This window comes from Plantactinospora alkalitolerans (assembly GCF_015690345.1).
Lineage (GTDB): Bacteria > Actinomycetota > Actinomycetes > Mycobacteriales > Micromonosporaceae > Plantactinospora > Plantactinospora alkalitolerans.
On the sequence record NZ_JADPUN010000118.1, the window covers coordinates 1 to 16,650 of the forward strand.

Here is a 16,650-nt window from a genome sequence, read left to right on the forward strand (position 1 = left end):
GGCCGGTCCCGGTCGGCGGTGGAGTGGGTGGCGACACCGGGGTGCACCCCGCCATTCTGGGGCCAGACTGCCGAAACGAGTGGTCAGCCCAGCTACCGCCGCGTGTCGCCGCCAGTCGGATGGTGGGAACGGCTGGTCGGCCCTCGCACCTCGGCCGGTACGCTGAGGCAGTCTCACACGGCGCCGCCGGCCTCAACCCGGCGGCGTTGGCACGCTCAGGGCCGGTGCGCCCCGCCCGGCCCAGGGAAGGAGTCAACCGTCGTGGCACTCGTGGTGCAGAAGTACGGCGGATCCTCGGTCGCCGACGCCGAGCGGATCAAGCGGGTGGCCGAACGGATCGTCAGTGCCCGCAAGGCCGGCGACGACGTGGTCGTCGTGGTCAGCGCGATGGGCGACACCACCGACGAGCTGCTCGACCTGGCCAACCAGGTCAGCCCGCTGCCACCCGGCCGCGAACTCGACATGCTGCTCACCGCCGGCGAGCGCATCTCGATGGCGCTGGTCGCGATGGCGATCCACAACCTCGGGTACGAGGCGCGCTCGTTCACCGGCTCGCAGGCCGGCGTGCTGACCACCTCGGTGCACGGTCGGGCCCGGATCATCGACGTCACGCCGGGCCGGCTTCGGTCGGCACTCAACGAGGGCGCGGTGGTGATCGTCGCTGGCTTCCAGGGCGTCTCCCAGGACACCAAGGACGTCACCACGCTGGGCCGGGGCGGTTCGGACACCACCGCCGTGGCGCTGGCCGCGGCGCTCGGGGCGGACGTCTGCGAGATCTACACGGACGTGGACGGGGTCTTCACCGCCGACCCGCGGATCGTTCCCAACGCCCGGCACATCAAGACCATCACCTACGAGGAGATGCTCGAGCTGGCCGCCTGCGGCGCGAAGGTACTGCACCTGCGGAGCGTGGAGTATGCCCGTCGGGCGGGGTTGCCGATCCGCGTACGTTCGTCATACTCGACCAACACCGGAACCATGGTGACCGGATCGACGGAGGACCAACCCGTGGAGCAAGCACTTATCACCGGGGTCGCCCACGACCGGAGCGAGGCGAAGATCACTGCCGTCGGCGTTCCGGACGAGCCCGGAGCGGCCGCGCGGATCTTCGAGACGGTTGCCGGAGCCGAGATCAACCTGGACATGATCGTCCAGAACGTCTCCACCGAGGGCACCGGGCGGACCGACATCTCCTTCACCCTTCCGAAGGCCGACGGACCGACCGCGATGGCCGCCCTGAGCAAGGTCCAGGAGCAGGTCAAGTTCAAGGGCCTGCTCTACGACGACCACGTCGGCAAGGTCTCGCTGATCGGCGCGGGCATGCGTTCACACCCGGGCGTGGCGGCCGGCTTCTTCGCCGCGCTGGGCGAGGCCGGCGTCAACATCGAGATGATCTCCACCTCCGAGATCCGGGTCTCCGTGGTCTGCCGCGACACCGACCTCGACGCCGCGGTCCGGGCCGTGCACGAGGCCTTCGACCTCGGCGGTAGCGAGGAAGCGGTGGTCTACGCCGGGACCGGGAGGTAGCCCGCGATGCCGACACTTCCCACGCTGGCGGTGGTCGGGGCGACCGGTGCCGTCGGCACCGTCATGTGCGACCTGCTCTCCTCGCGGAAGAACGTCTGGGGCGAGATCCGGCTGATCGCCTCCGCACGGTCGGTCGGCCAGAAGCGGATGTGCCGGGGCGAGGAACTTCCCGTCCAGGCGTTGACCGCCGAGGCGTTCGACGGCGTGGACGTCGTCATGTTCGACGTGCCGGACGAACTCTCCGCGCAGTGGGCGCCGATCGCGGTGTCCCGGGGCGCGGTGGCGGTGGACAACTCGGCGGCCTTCCGGATGGACCGCGACGTTCCGCTGGTGGTTCCGGAGATCAATCCGGAGCAGGTACGCAACCGTCCCAAGGGCATCATCGCGAACGCCAACTGCTCCACCCTGTCGATGATCGTCGCGGTCGCCCCACTGCACCGCGAGTACGGCCTGCGTGAACTGGTGCTCGCGTCGTACCAGGCGGTGTCGGGGGCCGGGCAGGTCGGCGTCGACACCCTGCACGACCAGCTCTCCAAGATCGCCGGAGATCGGGTGCTCGGCTCCCGCCCCGGCAACGTGCGGCAGGCGGTCGGCGACGACCTCGGCCCGTTCCCCGCCCCGATGGCGCTCAACGTGGTCCCCTGGGCCGGATCGCTCCGGGACGGCGGATGGTCGTCCGAGGAGCTGAAGCTGCGCAACGAGTCGCGCAAGATCCTCGGCCTGCCCGACCTGAAGGTCTCGGCCACCTGCGTGCGGGTGCCGGTGGTGACCGGCCACTCGGTCGCCGTACACGCGGTCTTCGGAACCGAGGTCGACGCCGAGGGTGCCCGCGAGGCGCTGCGCAACGCGCCGGGAGTGATCCTGGTCGACGACCCGGCGGCCGGCGAGTTCCCGATGCCGATCGACGCGGTCGGCACCGACCCGTCCTGGGTAGGCCGGATCCGCCGGTCGATCGACGACCCCCGCGCGCTGGACCTCTTCGTCACCGGCGACAACCTGCGCAAGGGCGCGGCCCTCAACACGGCCCAGATCGCCGAACTCCTCGCCGCCGAATTCATCGCCGCCCGCTGACCCGCCGAATTCGTCGCCGCCCGCTGACCCGCCGATCGGGCGGCTCAGCCGGCGGTGGCCAGCCCCACTCCGTCCCGGCCCTGCCGCTTCACCCCGTAGAGCGCCTCGTCGGCCCGGCGTAACGTCAGCTCGGGCGACTCGCCGTCCCGCTGCACCGCCACCCCGACGCTGATGGTCCGACCGATCCGCCGGGCCGCCTCGGCCAGCCGCTCGGCGATCCCGACCGCCTCCTCCGGGCGGAGCACCTCGACGACCGCGACGAACTCGTCGCCACCGATCCGGTACAACTCGTCGCCGTGCCGCAGCGCACCCTGCAGGGCCCGGGCCAGGTCCACCAGGACCCGGTCGCCGGCCTGGTGGCCGTACGTGTCGTTGATCGCCTTGAAGCCGTCGACGTCGACGGCGAGCAGGGCCGTACGACCCGGGTTCGACTCGGCGATCCGCTCCCCGAAGGAACCCTGGTGACGCAGCCCGGTCAACGGATCGGAACTCGCCTGCTCCCGCAGCCGGGCCAGCCCGCGCAGCCGTTCGAGGCAGATCCACGACTGGGCGGCGAGGAGTTCGATCAGGTTGACGGTGGTCGGGTCGGGGCGCAGCGTACGGGTGTCGCCGACCAGGAGCACCCCGCACAGTGCGGTCGGCCCGAGCGGTACGGAGATCAGCGTCCGTACTCCGGCCGCGATCAGCAGATCCTGGTCGGCGGTGGTCGGATGATCCCCCTCGCCGAGCGTGTACGACGTGCCCGACCGGTGGGCCCGACCACGCAACTGCTCCAGCAGCGGGCGACCGGCACCGGCCAGGGCGGCGTGCACCCGCGCCTCCAACTCGTCGGGTACGAGGCCCGGCGTGGCCACCCAGGGACCCGACGGCCCGTCGAGTACGAAGACGGCCGAGCGGAGACCCGCGACGTCCCGGGCCGCCCGGACAGCCGCGGTCATCAGGTCCGGTTCGGTCGTGGCGCTGGTCAGCGCCGAGGCGTGCCGCAGCAGCTTCTCGCTCCGGGTCTCGGCCGGCGGCCCACCCAGTTGTCCGATCCGGGTACCGAGCCTGGCCGCGACCTGCTCGATGGTCTCCCGCCAGGCGTCGAGGTCGACCCCGGTCGTCGTCCACTCCATGTCCAGCACGCCGATCGGCCGCCCCGACGCGTCGAGGATCGGGGCACAGATCTCCGCCTGCACGTCCGGTCGCAACGGAACGTAGTCGGGATCGTTCGTGACGTCCGACACCGTCTCGGCCTTGCCGGCGGCGAAGACCCGGCCGACCACGCCCACCCCGCCGGGTGCCGAGGCGAAGACCTGCCAGGAGCCGGTCGCGGCGACACAGCGGAGCCGGTCGTGCACCCACAGCAGTACGGCGACCGGACCCGGGGTGTGCCGGCCCAACGCGGCCACCGTCGCCTGGCACGCCTGCCCGGCGGTGGCCGCCGTGGGCAGCCTCGTGGTCACGTCGCGGACGACGCGTGAACGGTCGAGGGACACCGAGTCCGATCCGGGAAGTAGGAGTCCGAGGGGCGGTCCAAGATTACTCACGGTGCTGAGAAACCGCTGCACGCCAACTTGGCAGGTAAGGAAGGGCCCCTTCTTATCGCTTTTTGTAGAAGAAGGGGCCCTTCCTAACAGTTCTGGGCGGGAGCTATCCGATAAGGCTCAATGCCGGCTTGATGAGGTCGGCGGGGGCGGTTTGCGGCGAACCGGCGTCGAACGGTGGCTCCGGGGCGTACTCGATGGCGAGCTGCACGGTCTGCGCCGTGGCCACGTCGGTCGACTCGGCCAGCAGGGTCAGGGCCATGTCGATGCCGGCCGAGACGCCGGCCGCCGTGACGATCCGGCCGTCAGTGACCACCCGCTCGTGAACCGGTTCCGCTCCGAACCTCGCGAGCCGGTCGACCCAACCCCAGTGGCTGGTCGCCCGCCTGCCGGTCAGCAGGCCGGCGGCGGCCAGCAGGAACGAACCCGCGCAGACCGAGGTCGTCCACCGGGTGTGCTCGTGCGCGGCGGCGATCCAGCCGACCAGCGCCGGGTCGGAGAGCGCGGCGGCCGTACCCGGTCCGCCCGGCACGACGATCATGTCCGGGCGGGGCAGGTCGGCGTAGGACGCGGTCGCGGTGATCGCGAGACCGCCCCGGTCGTCGACGACCGGACCGGGCTCGGCGGCGACGAGGGTGACGGTGAAGCCGGGTGCGAAGGCCAGCACCGTGTACGGCCCGACGACGTCGAGCGCGGTGAAACGCGGGTAGAGGGGGATGGCGACATGCATGGTCGACTCTCCTTCACAGGTCGGATGATCGGGGCGGGCGGAACGGAGCCGTCCGTGATGGCGGCGCGCGGGATCGACTCCGGTCCGAGGTGTGGGCGGAGGGGCTGGAGGCGTACCTGTACTGGTGCACCAGTGGTGGCGGGTACTGGTGCACCAGTGGTGGCGGGTACTGGTGCACCAGTGGTGGCGGGCCTGTGGTGGCGTACCTGTGTGGTGGTCCGGGGTGGGTGGGCGGACCGTCAGGTCTGCTTCGACCGGAACCGGCGGCGGTAGTCGCCGGGCGCGACCCGCCAGTGCCGGCGGAAGACCCGGTAGAGCGTTTCCGCCGCCCCGAGCCCGGACTCCCGGGCGACCCGGTCCAGCGGGTGGCCGGTGTCCTCCAGCAGCCGTCGGGCGGCGTCGGCACGGCTGCGTTCGACGTACCGGCCCGGTGGCAGGCCGATCTGCTTCGTGAAGACCCGGGAGAAGTGCCGGTCACTCATCCCGGCCCGTCGAGCGAGGGCGGGCACGCTCAGGTCACCGGCCGGATTGGCGTCTATGTAGGTCTGGAGTTCCCGCAACGGTTCGCTGCGGGGCGGCGCGCTGCGCATCGGCGTACTGAACTGGCTCTGCCCGCCCGGTCGGTGCAGGTAGACCACCAGCCCGCGAGCGACCTCCCGGGCAACGTCGTGGCCGTGGTCCTCGGCCACGTGGGCGAGTGCGAGGTCGATGCCGGCGGTCACCCCGGCCGAGGTCCAGACGTTTCCGTCCCGTACGTAGATCGGGTCGGCGTCCACGTCGACGGCGGGGTACCGGGTGCCCAGTTCGGGCGCCGCCAGCCAGTGCGTGGTGGCCCGCCTGCCGTCCAGCAGTCCGGCCTCCGCGAGCAGGAAGGCACCGTTGCACACGGAGGAGACCCGACGGGCGGTACCCGCCAACCGGCGGATCTCCCCGACCAGTTGCTGATCGCCCAGGCGTTTCGGTACGGACAGCCCACCGACCACGACCAGTGTGTCGATGGGTCCGGTGACGTCGTGGAGCGCCAGTCCCGCCATGGTCGTGATTCCTTTGCCGGCGGGGACACCACCGGCGCGTACCGCCGCCACGTCCAGTCGATAGCCCCGTTCGCTTCCGACGACCAGGCTCGCGGTCGCGAACGTCGGCGGGGCCAGCCAGGTCGAGTAGCTGGAACCCGTCGAAGATCACCATCACGACACGTCGCTGCATGCCATTCATGCTGGTCGGAGCGGGGGTGTGGCGTCAACGACACAGATATTGCAGATCATGCCAGGGCCGCTGTGGAGCCGGCGATCCGACGGTTTGTGGCCGTACCGATCGATCGGACCTGGCTGCGGGGGGCTCCCAACACGCCGGGACGAACCAGGACCGGCGGTGGACCCGAGACTAAGATCGGCCAGAGTCTTTGTGATCATGGTGACGGGAAGCCGCGAAGACGAGAGCCGAGAGCCGAGAGACGGGAGAGCCCAACATGACGAGGCTGCCCGACGAGGTGGTGTCCGCCGTCGGTCGGATCACGATCGCGGCCGGCGACCTGGAACTCATCCTGTCCTGGATCGGGGCGGACCAGGCGGGCGGTAACGCGTTCGAGGTCCTGGCCCGGCCGGGGGAGCCGGTACGGGCGGCCCGGGGTTCGGTCGAGTTCGCTGCCTCGGAGTACCGGCAGGCGTACCTTCCGGTGGTCGAGATCGCCGCCAAGCTCCTCGCCAAGCGGCACGCCGTCGTCTCCGCCATGTGGGTCAGCGAGGCTCCCGACGGGTTGGCGCAGCGGTGGGAACTGCTCGACGACAAGACCCACGTTCGCCAGCTCGTCGATCCGCGTGCGCTGGACGAACTGGCCCGGCAACTGCTGGAAGCCCGGAACCGCCTGGTGGAGATCGTCACGGCCCAGCTCAACAACGAGCCGGTGCCGACTTCCTGAGCCGACCCGATCCGGATCGGGTGCCGTCCGGGTCGTAGGTCGTAGGGAAACTCGGTCGGGGCAGGACTACTGGTAGCGCCGGGTCTCCCACGCCCCGGCGTGGAACGAGCGGCTTCCGTCGCTGTGCAGGACAGCGAGACCGGCCGGCTCCGGGCGGTACCGCTCGCCGCGTCGGACGAACACCGGTGTCCGCAACACCAGCCAGGCGCAGCCCGGACCGGCGGTGAACTCATCGATGAGCGTGAGGCGGTCGACGTCCTGCCACGGCCACATCAGCAGACCGTACTGGCCGCCCGGTAATACCGGATGCCCCGATCGGAGGGATGGTGCAGGATGCTCGGAAAGGCCGCGCTTGTCGTTCTCATCGCCACCTGTGTGCGTTACCAAGAAGGGATCTGCGAATGAGTGACGTCCGGACCGAAGAAGTGGCGCCCGATGACTGGTCGGCATGGCGGGACATCCGTCTGCGCTCGTTGTTCCGGGATCCGGATGCGTTCGGCTCGACCTACGAAACCGAGGCGGACTTCGTCGAGGCGACGTGGCGTTCACGGATCGACGGAACGAGCGGGCCGGGCGTCCTCGCGTACGCCGATGAGGTGCCGGTCGGAATGGGCGCCGGCTGGCTCTACGAACCGGGCCGGCTCATGGTGGTGGCGATGTGGACCGAGCCGGACTGGCGCGGACGCGGGGTCGGGCGGCAGGTCCTCGACCACGTGGTCGGCTGGGCCGACGAGCGGGCCCTCGCGGTCGACCTCTGGGTCGCCGACGCCAATCCGGACGCCCGGCGCCTCTACGAGCGGTACGGCTTCCGGCCCGACGGTCGGACGGAGCCGCTCCGCGACGGCAGCGAACTCACCATGAGCCGTCTCGTGCTCGCTCCTCGGCGCCCCTGAGTGCCCCTGGATACCTCTGAGCATGGCTGAGCACGTCTGAGTGTCCCGGATCGCGTTGGGCCGCTGAATCCGACCATGGGTCGGGTACGGCCGTTGATCGTCGGCAGTGCCGCACCTGGAGTTGACTCGTTGGTAGGTGAGGCCGACGAGAGGAGGGCACGTGTTCGTTCGGCGGAAACGGGCAGCCCTGGCCAGACGGTGGGCGAATGGTTGAGGGAACCGACAACCCGCTGCTCCGTGGGGCGTCCAACTCCCAGCGGGCTACCTTCCTTGAACTCTTCCTCGATCTGGTCTTCGTCTTCGCGCTCACCCGGATCTCGGCGCGGTTGATCGCGGATTTCACGGACGAGCAGCGAGGCGTACTCGCCGGGATCGCCCAGTCCCTGCTGCTCTTCCTGGCCCTGTGGGCCGTCTGGTCGCTGACGGTCTGGTCGACCAGTTGGCTGGATCCGGAGACCCCGGTAGTCCAGACGGTCATGGTCATGACGCTGATCGGTGCCATGGTGATGGCCGTCGCGGTGCCCGACGGCTTCGGCGAGCGGGCCCCCCTCTTCGCCGTCACGCTGGTGACTCTGCAGATCGGCAGGGTGCTGTACTTCCACATCGCCGGACACGGTCGGCCGGATCCGCGACAGACCTTCCGGGTCCTGTTCTGGCTCGCCATGAGCGCGCCGCTCTGGATCGTGGGTGGGCTGGTCGAACAGGGAACGATCCGTGGCCCGCTATGGACCGTTGCGGTACTCCTCGACTACATCGGGCTGCTCCTCGGATGGCCGACCCCCCGGATCGGTGCGCAACGTCTCGGCGTCGGCGTACTGGCAGCCGAGCACCTGGCCGAGCGGTATCAACAGTTTCTCCTGATCGCGCTCGGGGAGGTGATCTTCGTCATTGGGTTGGCGTTCAGTGGCGGCAGGCTCCGCGCCGGGCAGACTGCCGGGGTTCGCGTTGGCGCTGGCGAGCACCGTCCTGCTCTGGCGAATCTACTTCCATCTGGCGGGCCGGGTGCTGGGCGTCGCCATCGGCCGCGCCCGAAACAGCTTTCGGCTCGCCACCGAAATGGCGTTCACCCACCTGGCCATGATCGCGGGGATCGTGCTGACCGGCGTCGGCTTCGAACTGATCATCACCGAGCCGCACACGGACTTTCCGGCGACCTGGCTTCTCGCCATCCTCGGCGGCCCGGCACTCTTCCTCGCCGGACGATCGGTCCTCGAGTTCCAGGTCTTCGCCCGCGTGTCCCTATCCCGGAAGGGTGGGTTACTGGCCCTCGGCCTGCTGGCGCCGGCAACGCTGCACCTGCCGGCGCTCGCCGCCGGTGCGGCCGTCACCATCGTACTGTTCGGCGTCGCCGGCGCTGACACGCGACGCTCTCACCATCGACCGGTGGAAGAGCCTGCGCCGCCGGGCTAGCTTCTGACCGTGATGATGCCCCTGTCCACACGGTATCGGAGAGCCGACGACTGCTCCCCGCACCGGCTTGTGACGAGCGGGCTTGTGACGAGCGGAGGATCGGTAGCGGCGTAGCTCGATGGGCCTGATCGCCGTGGGTACGGTAAAGGCCAGGCGAGATCTACTCTCACCTGGCCCTTGCCATCTCGGTCGGGGTGGCCGGATTCGAACCGACGACCTCTTCGTCCCGAAGGAACGACTAGCCGGCTGGAAGCTGCGCCAGCAGCCGCGCTGAGCGGTCCGCAAGAGTCCAAAGGCGTCCGGCGTAGCTCGCGCCCGTCGTCACCCAGTTGGTCACCCAGCCTGAGTATCAGATGTCGGCCCCCGACTGCCAGCATGACGCCTCGCTTACAGGTTCTGAGCGCATCGTCCGGCATTGTCCGCGCGCGTCTCTGACGTCGGGCGTTGATCTGCCGCCAGCTGGCTCCGGCTCTCACTGTTCGGCCCCTGTTGCTGTCGACAGCAACAGGGCCGACTGCTTCGGTGTGAACGCGGTCGGCAGAAATCGTTGGACGCGATCGGATGCCATCCTGGCTTGCATAGCCGTGCGTTTCTGCTGTCCGGTGCCGTTCGTTGTCGGCCTGCGCCGTTGCTTTCGCTGCCTCCTGGCTGCCTCAGTCCCCTGTCTGCCGCCTGGGATTGAGTCGGCGTGGGTCCTCTTGACCTGCCCGATGAGCTTCGCCCACTTGAATGCTCAACCATGCCGTAGCCCTGTCCTCGAGCGCGCGAAAGGGCCGCTGTTAGGCACCAGCGTTGGCTGACCAAGACCGCGCCACGCGCTTCTAGCGAAACACTCTAAGCCTACCGCCGGCAGCCTGAAATGCCTCCGCACCTTTAATCATCTGCCCCTTGGTCACCCAAATCTGCAGTCCCTGCTTGAACCCATCGCCGAGTTGCGTGAGGTCGATGTGAGGCACACGCATGAAGTTTATGGAGGAAAGATTTGGCAACTGCCCAAGAGCGGAAAGGTCTTGAATGCCGCTACAGCCATCAAGATATAAGTGCGACAATTGCGTCGCCTGTCTTAGAGGCGAAAGGTCGGAGACGCGGGTATCTGAAATAGACACCGAGCGCAACCTCTTGGATCCTGCCAGGAAGCTAATGTCGCTAAGGTGTTCACAGTCGTCAACCGAGAAGCTTCGCAGCATCGGCCAATTGGGCGAACTCGGGAAGAATTCTAAATTCGGGCAGGCGTCGGCATACAGGTAAGTCAGTGCCGGCATATCGGCAAGGCTCTCGATCGACGTGATGCCCTCGTTAGAGCCGATCGAGATAACTTCGATAGTCCGACTTCCCGCAACCGAACTGATGTCCTTTAAATGAGGGCAAGACATCGCATACACTTTGGATAATTTGGGAAGTTTTCCCACTGGACCTAGGGAAGAAATGTTCGTTCCCCCTACATACAACGAGCTAAGCTCTTGCCAGTTCGCCAAGTAGTCGAGCGATTCAAGACCCTTACAGTAGGAGAACTGTGCAATCCTTACGTTAGAAATACTGCGCAAAGGCTCCCAGTTGACAATCTTCTTACAGTTCGAAAGAGAAAGCCAGTTTAGCTTGGTCATTCGCTCCAACGCGGAGATGTCTTCCACCTTTGTCTTCGACACGTCAAGCAATACAAGATTTGTCAAGGCCGCAACAGGCGAGATGTCCTCTAGATTGAAACACCTTTCCAAGTCTAGGTGTTCCAATGCAACCGATTCTGCTAGGAACGAAACACTGTTGATGTGCGGGTTGTTGCGGACATCAACAAGAGTCAGCTCAGGTATTGTCTTTAAGATGTCTAGGTTAGTTGGAACACCGCGAATCGTAAGCTCAAGAGCCTTAAGCTTCTTGAGATTATTGACATAAGGTAAGAGAGAAGGGTCGGAAATAGAAGCAACGCCGGAGACGAGTGGCGCATCTCCAAGTACGGCCGTCGAGTACTGCAGAGGCTGATCATGTAAGGACCAGCATCGAATGAGCTCACGTTGTAGGGTTATCCGCTGATCTTTGCTGAAGGCGGCAAGTACGGGCAAAGAAGCCTCTCCACCAATCAAGCAAGCAGCCCTAATACAAGCCGCAGCTTCCGCCGCCTTCGCTTTTACGTACCTACCAAGACGGGAAAGCGCGAGGTCCCCAGCCGATGCCAACTCCTTTGCTTCCGTTACGTTTCTGGGCGGAAGCAATTCGTTCAGGCAGTTGCCGATTTCTTCTGCGAGTTGAGGTGGCACCTCTCTCGCAGTCTCGAGGCAGGCAACCGCTAGCAAGTACAGCGTGTGCCGATTCTCGACTTCTTCGCGCCCGCGACGCAACAGGCCCTCAATCAGTTCGCTCTTCTGCCTACTGTGGCACGTTCCGGCGGTCAGAATCACTACCTCTCGCCAGTTATCCTCACTGGCTTTTCTGACAAGCATTGAAATGTGATCCAGCTCCGCTACCTCTAGTGCGGCGAGGTACTCCTGGAAAGTTCGGTGTATGAAATCGATACGACCCTGCACAGGTTCGCGGAGAAGACCGCTTCGCACCAATAGGTGCTTCAGCACCCGTTCGCCCGACGCACGTACTCCGTGCATGAATCGAAGGCGGTACGAGAATCGTTCTAGTGCCGATTGGTATTCTGCGTCGGATTGCTCATTCAGCACAAGCCAATAAGCAAGTTCACGAAGCAGAATCAGCTTCTCAGGCAATGAGAGGACCGGGTCTTCGGACACATCGACCTCTCTTTCGAGGTCGCGACGCTCCAACAGCATCTCCAAGGCTATCCTGTAAAGCTCAACTCGGTCTTTCGGTAGTTGCGTGCGGCGATCGCGATTGAGAGCACAAAGCATGGCACACAGGAGAGGCGTCGCGGCAAGGCTTCGAATTTGGCGGCTGGCGGCTATCGTCTCAGTAAGGACCGCCTGATATCGGCTCAGCTGCGCCAACTGCTCTTGGTCCCCACCATTACGAGCTGCGGCATGATGCCAGTGCGCAACGAACTCTCTGATGTCGGACATCGACATGGGCAGGAGTTCCAGAGAGCCAAAGCCCTCCCCGGAAAGCCAATCCTCGCTCACGGCGGCAGGTCGACTCGTAACCACATATCTGCAGTCGGGATAAGCTGCAATCAGCTCGTCGAGCCATTTACGGACCCTCGTCCGGTCTGATTCCGGAACTTCGTCAACGCCGTCGACTAGAAGAGTTGCCCGTCCCGACGCTAGCTGTTCAATAACCCAGCCGCTCGGAGCCCGCTCCAACATTCCAGACCCAGCAAAGGATAGGAAATCGCCAGGCGCCGGCAAGGGCCCCTTCGCAAAGCGACGTAGTTGAAGGAAGAAGGAAATCGTTCCGTTCCAGTCCCTCATAGGGCCTTCGAACTCGTTTCGGGCGCTGCGAACCGCGATCCACTGGAGAAGAGTCGTCTTGCCTGACCCGGCAGCTCCTCGCACGAATACCCGACGGGTCGACCCGACCGCATCATCAACCCTCAGCTGCACCCGATCGTTGAAGTCCCCGTGCTTCGAATCGTCAAAGTGGCTCTCGTCGGTCCCTGCATTCGACCCAATTTTATTCGCCCTAACACTGAGCGATATATAGGCCACGCTTAAAGCGTACCTGCTGCTAAACTCGGACGCTGACAAGCCGAAGAGCTCAAGGCGATCTAGGCGTCGCGCTATGTATCGGCGATAATTCGTTTCGAACTCGGCCGTTGCGGCTGCCTCTAGTTGTGCGACTGCCCGCGGATCTGGCACCTTCTCGAGGATTTCACGGACCATTTGGATCAATGCAGACTCGCGACGCAATAGCTCTATTGTCGAGGTTTGGGTGAACCTGGGGAGAGTGGAGGCGACCTCGACAATGTAGCTGGATGACTCGCTCAATATTAGTTGATATAGGCGGTAAGCCCCGCCGGACAGCCCGTATTTTGCAATCTGATGGACACTGCCGTTTATAACGTGCTCTTTAAGTCGCGCCGGATCATAATCCATCCCTGGTAGATCAGCGGTACCCAGGCTCGCGGTGAGCGTGTCGGCTGCAGCGTGAGCCGCAGCAGTCTTCTCCCCTTCATCGAGCGTCTGGAATTCTGCTTCGATCAACCGTGAGAGCTTATCGGCCGCGGCTTCCGCAATTTGGTCCATCTGTCGCTCTATGCGACGGCGCTGCAGGAAGTCCGGCACACGTGCGGCGAGGATGTCGACGAAACCTGAGGAAAGCTCCTTCTTTAGCCCGTCTCCTACCCACTCGCCGATGATCCACTTCGCAACGGATGCCCCGGCCGACACAGTGAGCGTCTCAACGACTGCCATCTGCTACTTATACACTTTGGACCAGCCAGGAGTCATGCCCTTCATTAACACGACGAGAGCCGTGGCCCGCTTGAGGATGTCCACTTCCTCACGCAGCCGGCGGTTCTCCTGCCGCAACCGCGCCAGCTCTTCGCGCTCCGCGCTGGTCAACCCGTCCCTACGGGTGCCGGCGTCGAGGTCGGCCTGCTTGACCCAGTCCCGCACCGCCGTCTCGGTCAGGTCGAAGTCCTTCGCGACCTGACCGACCCTATGGTCACCCCGCCGGCACACCTCGACGATCTCCGCCTTGAACTCCGGCGTGAACGCCCTACGCGGCCGGCGAGGCTTCTTTCCCATGCCTTCCATGATGAACATCCTCCCGAGGGCTCACAGCCCCCTGATCTCGGATGTCCGTCAAACCGGGTCAGGCCCAGGCGGCCTGCACTGGGACGAAACCCGGCAACGCTGGATCGCCACCATCACCGTCGGCTACACCCCCGCCGGCAAACGCATCGTGCGCAAGGCAGCGGCAAGACCAAGACCGAAGCCCGCACCAAACTCCGCGAGAAGATCCGCGACTACGAAGACGGTCTCCCCATCGCCGAACACCACTACACCGTCACCGAAAGCCGTCGCCGACTGGCTCACCTAAGGACTCGACGGCCGATCAGACCGCACCAAGACCAAGTGCGAGATCCTGTGCCGCACCCACATCACCCCTGCGTTGGGCGCTCGGAAGCTCCGCGAGCTTGCGCCCAGGACGTCGACCGGTGGCTAGCCGACAAAGCCACCACCCTCAGCACCTGTACCCTTCGTGACCTCTACGGGTGCCTCAACCGCTCGATGAACCGAGCCATGGCCCGGGACAAGGTGAAGCGCAACGTCGCCGCGCTGTGCACCGTTCCGCGAGGCCAGGAGGGCCGACCCTCCAAGTCCCTCAGCTCCGCCCGGGCGAAGGCTGTCCTCGGCGCCTCCGAGGGAACTCGCCTGCACGCCTATGTGGTGCTCTCGCTGCTGACCGGCGCGCGCACCGAAGAACTCCGCGCCCTGCGCTGGGACCACGTCGACCTTGACGGACAACCCGACATCGACTCGCCTCTACCGCCCTCGGTGCAGGTCTGGCGCTCCGACCGGGATGGCGGCGACACCAAGACCCGCAAGTCCCGCCGCACCCTCGCCCTACTGTCCGGTGCGTCACCGCGCTGACCCATCACCGCCAGCGCCAGGACCAGGAGCGCAAGACTGCCGGCAAGGGCTGGCAGCCGCTCGGACTGGTCTTCGCCACGACTGTCGGCACTGCCGTCGATGCGGCCAACGTCCGCCGGGCCTTCCGCCGAGTCGTCACCTTGGCTGGCCTTGATCCGGCCGCTTGGACACCCCGCGAGCTACGGCACAGCTTCGTGTCGCTGCTCTCCGACGCGGGGTAAGCCTCGAAGACATCGCTGACCTCTGCGGGCACTCTGGCACCACCGTCACGGAGCTGGTCTACCGCCACCAGCTCCGCCCGGTGCTGCTACAGGGCTCGGCGGTCATGGATCGCATCTTCGCGCTTGCCCCGGAGGGACAGTCACTCAGTTAGTCACTCAGGAAGCACTAGAGGGCACATCCATGGATCGGATGTGCCCTCTGACCTGGTCGGGGTGGCCGGATTCGAACCGACGACCTCTTCGTCCCGAACGAAGCGCGCTACCAAGCTGCGCCACACCCCGAGGCGTGCCGAGCAATAGTAGCCCACCCGCCCCGCCGGTCAAATTCGGTATCCGGCCGGTGCGCCCGGCACCACACGGCCGGCCGGAAGGCGCCGGGACCCGATCCGGGGTACCTACCGGGGCGGTCGACGCCTCAGCGGGGGATGAGCGTCAGCAGTGATGCCTCGGGCCGGCAGGCGAACCGTACCGGGGCGGTGGGATGGGTGCCGAGACCGGCGGAGACGTGCAGCCAGGCGTCCGAGTCGGGCCAGCGGTGCAGGCCGCGTGCCATGGACCGGGGCAGGTCGCAGTTGGTGGTCAGGGCTCCGACGAGCGGGACCCGCACCTGTCCGCCGTGGGTGTGCCCGGCGAGCAGCAGTTCGAAGCCGTCGGCGGCCATCTCGTCCAGCACCCGGGGCTCGGGCGAGTGGGTGAGCCCGATGGCGAGGTCGGTCCGCTCCCCGACCTGTCCGGCCACCGAGGAGTAGTCGTCGCGTTCGATGTGCGGGTCGTCCACGCCGACCAGTTCGATCACCCGACCGCCGGACTTGATCGTCGTACGGGCGTTGTTCAGGTCCGCCCAGCCGGCGCCGACCAGCACCTCACGCAGCTCCTCGAACGGCAGTTCGACGCCCTGCACGTACTCGCGCTCCGGCAGGAGGTAGCTGAACGGGTTCTTCCAGACCGGTCCCCGGTAGTCGTTGGAGCCGAACACGAACGCGCCCGGGTAGTCGAGCATCGGTTGCAGGGCCCGTAGGGCGCCGGGTACCGCCTCGGGATGGGCGAGGTTGTCACCGGTCACCACGACCAGGTCGGGATCGGTGGCGGCCAGTGAGGCCACCCAGGCCTGTTTGCGGCGCTGGTCGGGCATCATGTGCAGGTCCGACAGGTGCAGGATGCGCAGCGGTTCGGCGTCGGTGGCCAGCACCGGTACGTCGTACCGGCGCAGGGTGAACATGTTGCGCTCGACGAGCGAGGCGTACGCCAAGGCGGCGCCGCCGGCCACGACGGTCCCGGCGGCCAGCTGGAATACTGTGCGCTTTCGCATGCCGCTCAGGGTAGTTTGACCGTCCATGGGCACCTTGAAGGACCTCCTGACCTCAGACATGCGGACCGCGCTGAAGGCTCGTGACGAGCTGACCACCTCGACGCTGCGGATGGCGTTGGCGGCGATCGGTACCGCCGAGGTCGCCGGTAAGGCGAAGCGGGAACTCTCCGACCAGGAGGTGCTGGCGGTGCTCGTCAAGGAGGAGAAGAAGCGCCGGGAGGCGGCGACCGCGTTCGGTGACGCCGGCCGGGCCGAGCAGGCGGACCGGGAGCGGGCCGAGGGCGAGGTGCTGAACCGGTACCTGCCCACGCAGCTTCCCGACGAGGAGTTGGCCGAGCTGGTCGCGGGGGCGCTGTCCGCCGGTGGTTTCACCGAGCGGGGGCAGATGGGTCCGGCGATGAAGGCGGCGCAGGCCGCGGTCGCCGGCCGGGCCGAGGGCGGTCGGGTCGCCGCGGAGGTACGCCGTCAGCTCGGCGCCGGATAGCGGGCGCAGACCCGCCAGCGGACAGAGAACGGCCCGCCGGAGAACGGCCCGCCGGAGAAACGGCCCGCC

At 66.5% G+C, this 16,650-nt stretch carries 13 protein-coding genes, 1 tRNA gene and 2 pseudogenes; 8 read left to right on the forward strand and 8 right to left on the reverse strand.

Annotated elements, in window-relative coordinates:
- The first annotated feature begins 261 nt into the window (after positions 1-261).
- Together I0C86_RS10685 and I0C86_RS10690 are read left to right on the forward strand one after the other, a co-directional pair.
- A complete protein-coding gene (locus I0C86_RS10685; protein ID WP_196201069.1) occupies positions 262-1,527 on the forward strand; it encodes an aspartate kinase in 1,266 nt (421 codons plus the stop codon).
- A 6-nt stretch (positions 1,528-1,533) separates the two neighbouring features.
- Positions 1,534-2,598 carry an aspartate-semialdehyde dehydrogenase gene (locus tag I0C86_RS10690; protein ID WP_196201070.1) on the forward strand — a complete coding sequence of 355 codons (1,065 nt, stop codon included), beginning with the start codon at positions 1,534-1,536 and terminating at the stop codon, positions 2,596-2,598.
- A gap of 44 nt (positions 2,599-2,642) precedes the next feature.
- Here I0C86_RS10690 and I0C86_RS10695 read toward each other — a convergent pair whose 3' ends face one another.
- The 3 genes from I0C86_RS10695 to I0C86_RS10705 form a co-directional block, all read right to left on the reverse strand.
- Positions 2,643-4,076 (reverse strand): GGDEF domain-containing protein, encoded by a 1,434-nt coding sequence (locus I0C86_RS10695; RefSeq protein WP_196201071.1) that lies wholly within the window; start codon positions 4,074-4,076, stop codon positions 2,643-2,645.
- Between the two features lie 154 nt (positions 4,077-4,230).
- The gene (locus I0C86_RS10700) at positions 4,231-4,854 is read right to left on the reverse strand and encodes a DJ-1/PfpI family protein (RefSeq protein ID WP_196201072.1); all 624 of its coding nucleotides are present in this window, start codon (positions 4,852-4,854) and stop codon (positions 4,231-4,233) included.
- Between the two features lie 239 nt (positions 4,855-5,093).
- Positions 5,094-5,939, reverse strand: a complete 846-nt coding sequence (locus I0C86_RS10705) for a GlxA family transcriptional regulator (RefSeq protein WP_323373577.1) — start codon at positions 5,937-5,939, stop codon at positions 5,094-5,096.
- A 383-nt stretch (positions 5,940-6,322) separates the two neighbouring features.
- Here I0C86_RS10705 and I0C86_RS10710 point away from each other — a divergent pair, with 383 nt between their 5' ends.
- Complete coding sequence (locus I0C86_RS10710; RefSeq protein ID WP_196201073.1) at positions 6,323-6,772, forward strand: hypothetical protein; 450 nt, start codon at positions 6,323-6,325, stop codon at positions 6,770-6,772.
- Between the two features lie 66 nt (positions 6,773-6,838).
- Here the strand turns inward: I0C86_RS10710 and I0C86_RS10715 are convergent, their stop codons facing one another.
- The gene (locus tag I0C86_RS10715) at positions 6,839-7,045 is read right to left on the reverse strand and encodes a hypothetical protein (protein WP_196201074.1); all 207 of its coding nucleotides are present in this window, start codon (positions 7,043-7,045) and stop codon (positions 6,839-6,841) included.
- A 128-nt stretch (positions 7,046-7,173) separates the two neighbouring features.
- Between I0C86_RS10715 and I0C86_RS10720 the strand changes: the two genes are divergently transcribed.
- The 3 genes and pseudogenes from I0C86_RS10720 (at position 7,174) to I0C86_RS44425 (ending at position 9,075) form a co-directional block, all read left to right on the forward strand.
- Positions 7,174-7,665, forward strand: coding sequence for a GNAT family N-acetyltransferase (locus I0C86_RS10720; RefSeq protein ID WP_196201075.1), 492 nt, complete (start codon positions 7,174-7,176; stop codon positions 7,663-7,665).
- A 206-nt stretch (positions 7,666-7,871) separates the two neighbouring features.
- Positions 7,872-8,525 (forward strand): annotated as a pseudogene (locus tag I0C86_RS45425) (low temperature requirement protein A); the annotation flags it as partial.
- A gap of 85 nt (positions 8,526-8,610) precedes the next feature.
- Positions 8,611-9,075: a low temperature requirement protein A gene (locus tag I0C86_RS44425; RefSeq protein ID WP_196201076.1), complete on the forward strand. Its 465-nt coding sequence runs from the start codon at positions 8,611-8,613 to the stop codon at positions 9,073-9,075.
- A gap of 821 nt (positions 9,076-9,896) precedes the next feature.
- On the opposite strand, the gene I0C86_RS10735 is transcribed toward I0C86_RS44425, so the two are convergent.
- Entirely contained in the window at positions 9,897-13,382 is a 3,486-nt protein-coding gene (locus I0C86_RS10735; protein WP_196201077.1) for an NACHT N-terminal Helical domain 1-containing protein, read from the reverse strand.
- Positions 13,383-13,385: 3 nt separating this feature from the next.
- Positions 13,386-13,718, reverse strand: coding sequence for a transposase (locus I0C86_RS10740; protein ID WP_196201078.1), 333 nt, complete (start codon positions 13,716-13,718; stop codon positions 13,386-13,388).
- Between the two features lie 10 nt (positions 13,719-13,728).
- Here I0C86_RS10740 and I0C86_RS10745 point away from each other — a divergent pair.
- A pseudogene (locus I0C86_RS10745) lies at positions 13,729-14,940 on the forward strand (site-specific integrase).
- A 53-nt stretch (positions 14,941-14,993) separates the two neighbouring features.
- On the opposite strand, the gene I0C86_RS10750 reads toward I0C86_RS10745, so the two are convergent.
- Both I0C86_RS10750 and I0C86_RS10755 read right to left on the reverse strand, forming a co-directional pair.
- A tRNA-Pro gene (locus tag I0C86_RS10750) sits at positions 14,994-15,070 on the reverse strand.
- Positions 15,071-15,203: 133 nt separating this feature from the next.
- Complete coding sequence (locus I0C86_RS10755; protein WP_196201079.1) at positions 15,204-16,097, reverse strand: metallophosphoesterase; 894 nt, start codon at positions 16,095-16,097, stop codon at positions 15,204-15,206.
- 25 nt (positions 16,098-16,122) lie between these two features.
- Here I0C86_RS10755 and I0C86_RS10760 point away from each other — a divergent pair, with 25 nt between their 5' ends.
- Positions 16,123-16,581 carry a GatB/YqeY domain-containing protein gene (locus I0C86_RS10760; RefSeq protein WP_196201080.1) on the forward strand — a complete coding sequence of 153 codons (459 nt, stop codon included), beginning with the start codon at positions 16,123-16,125 and terminating at the stop codon, positions 16,579-16,581.
- Positions 16,582-16,650 lie beyond the last annotated feature (69 nt).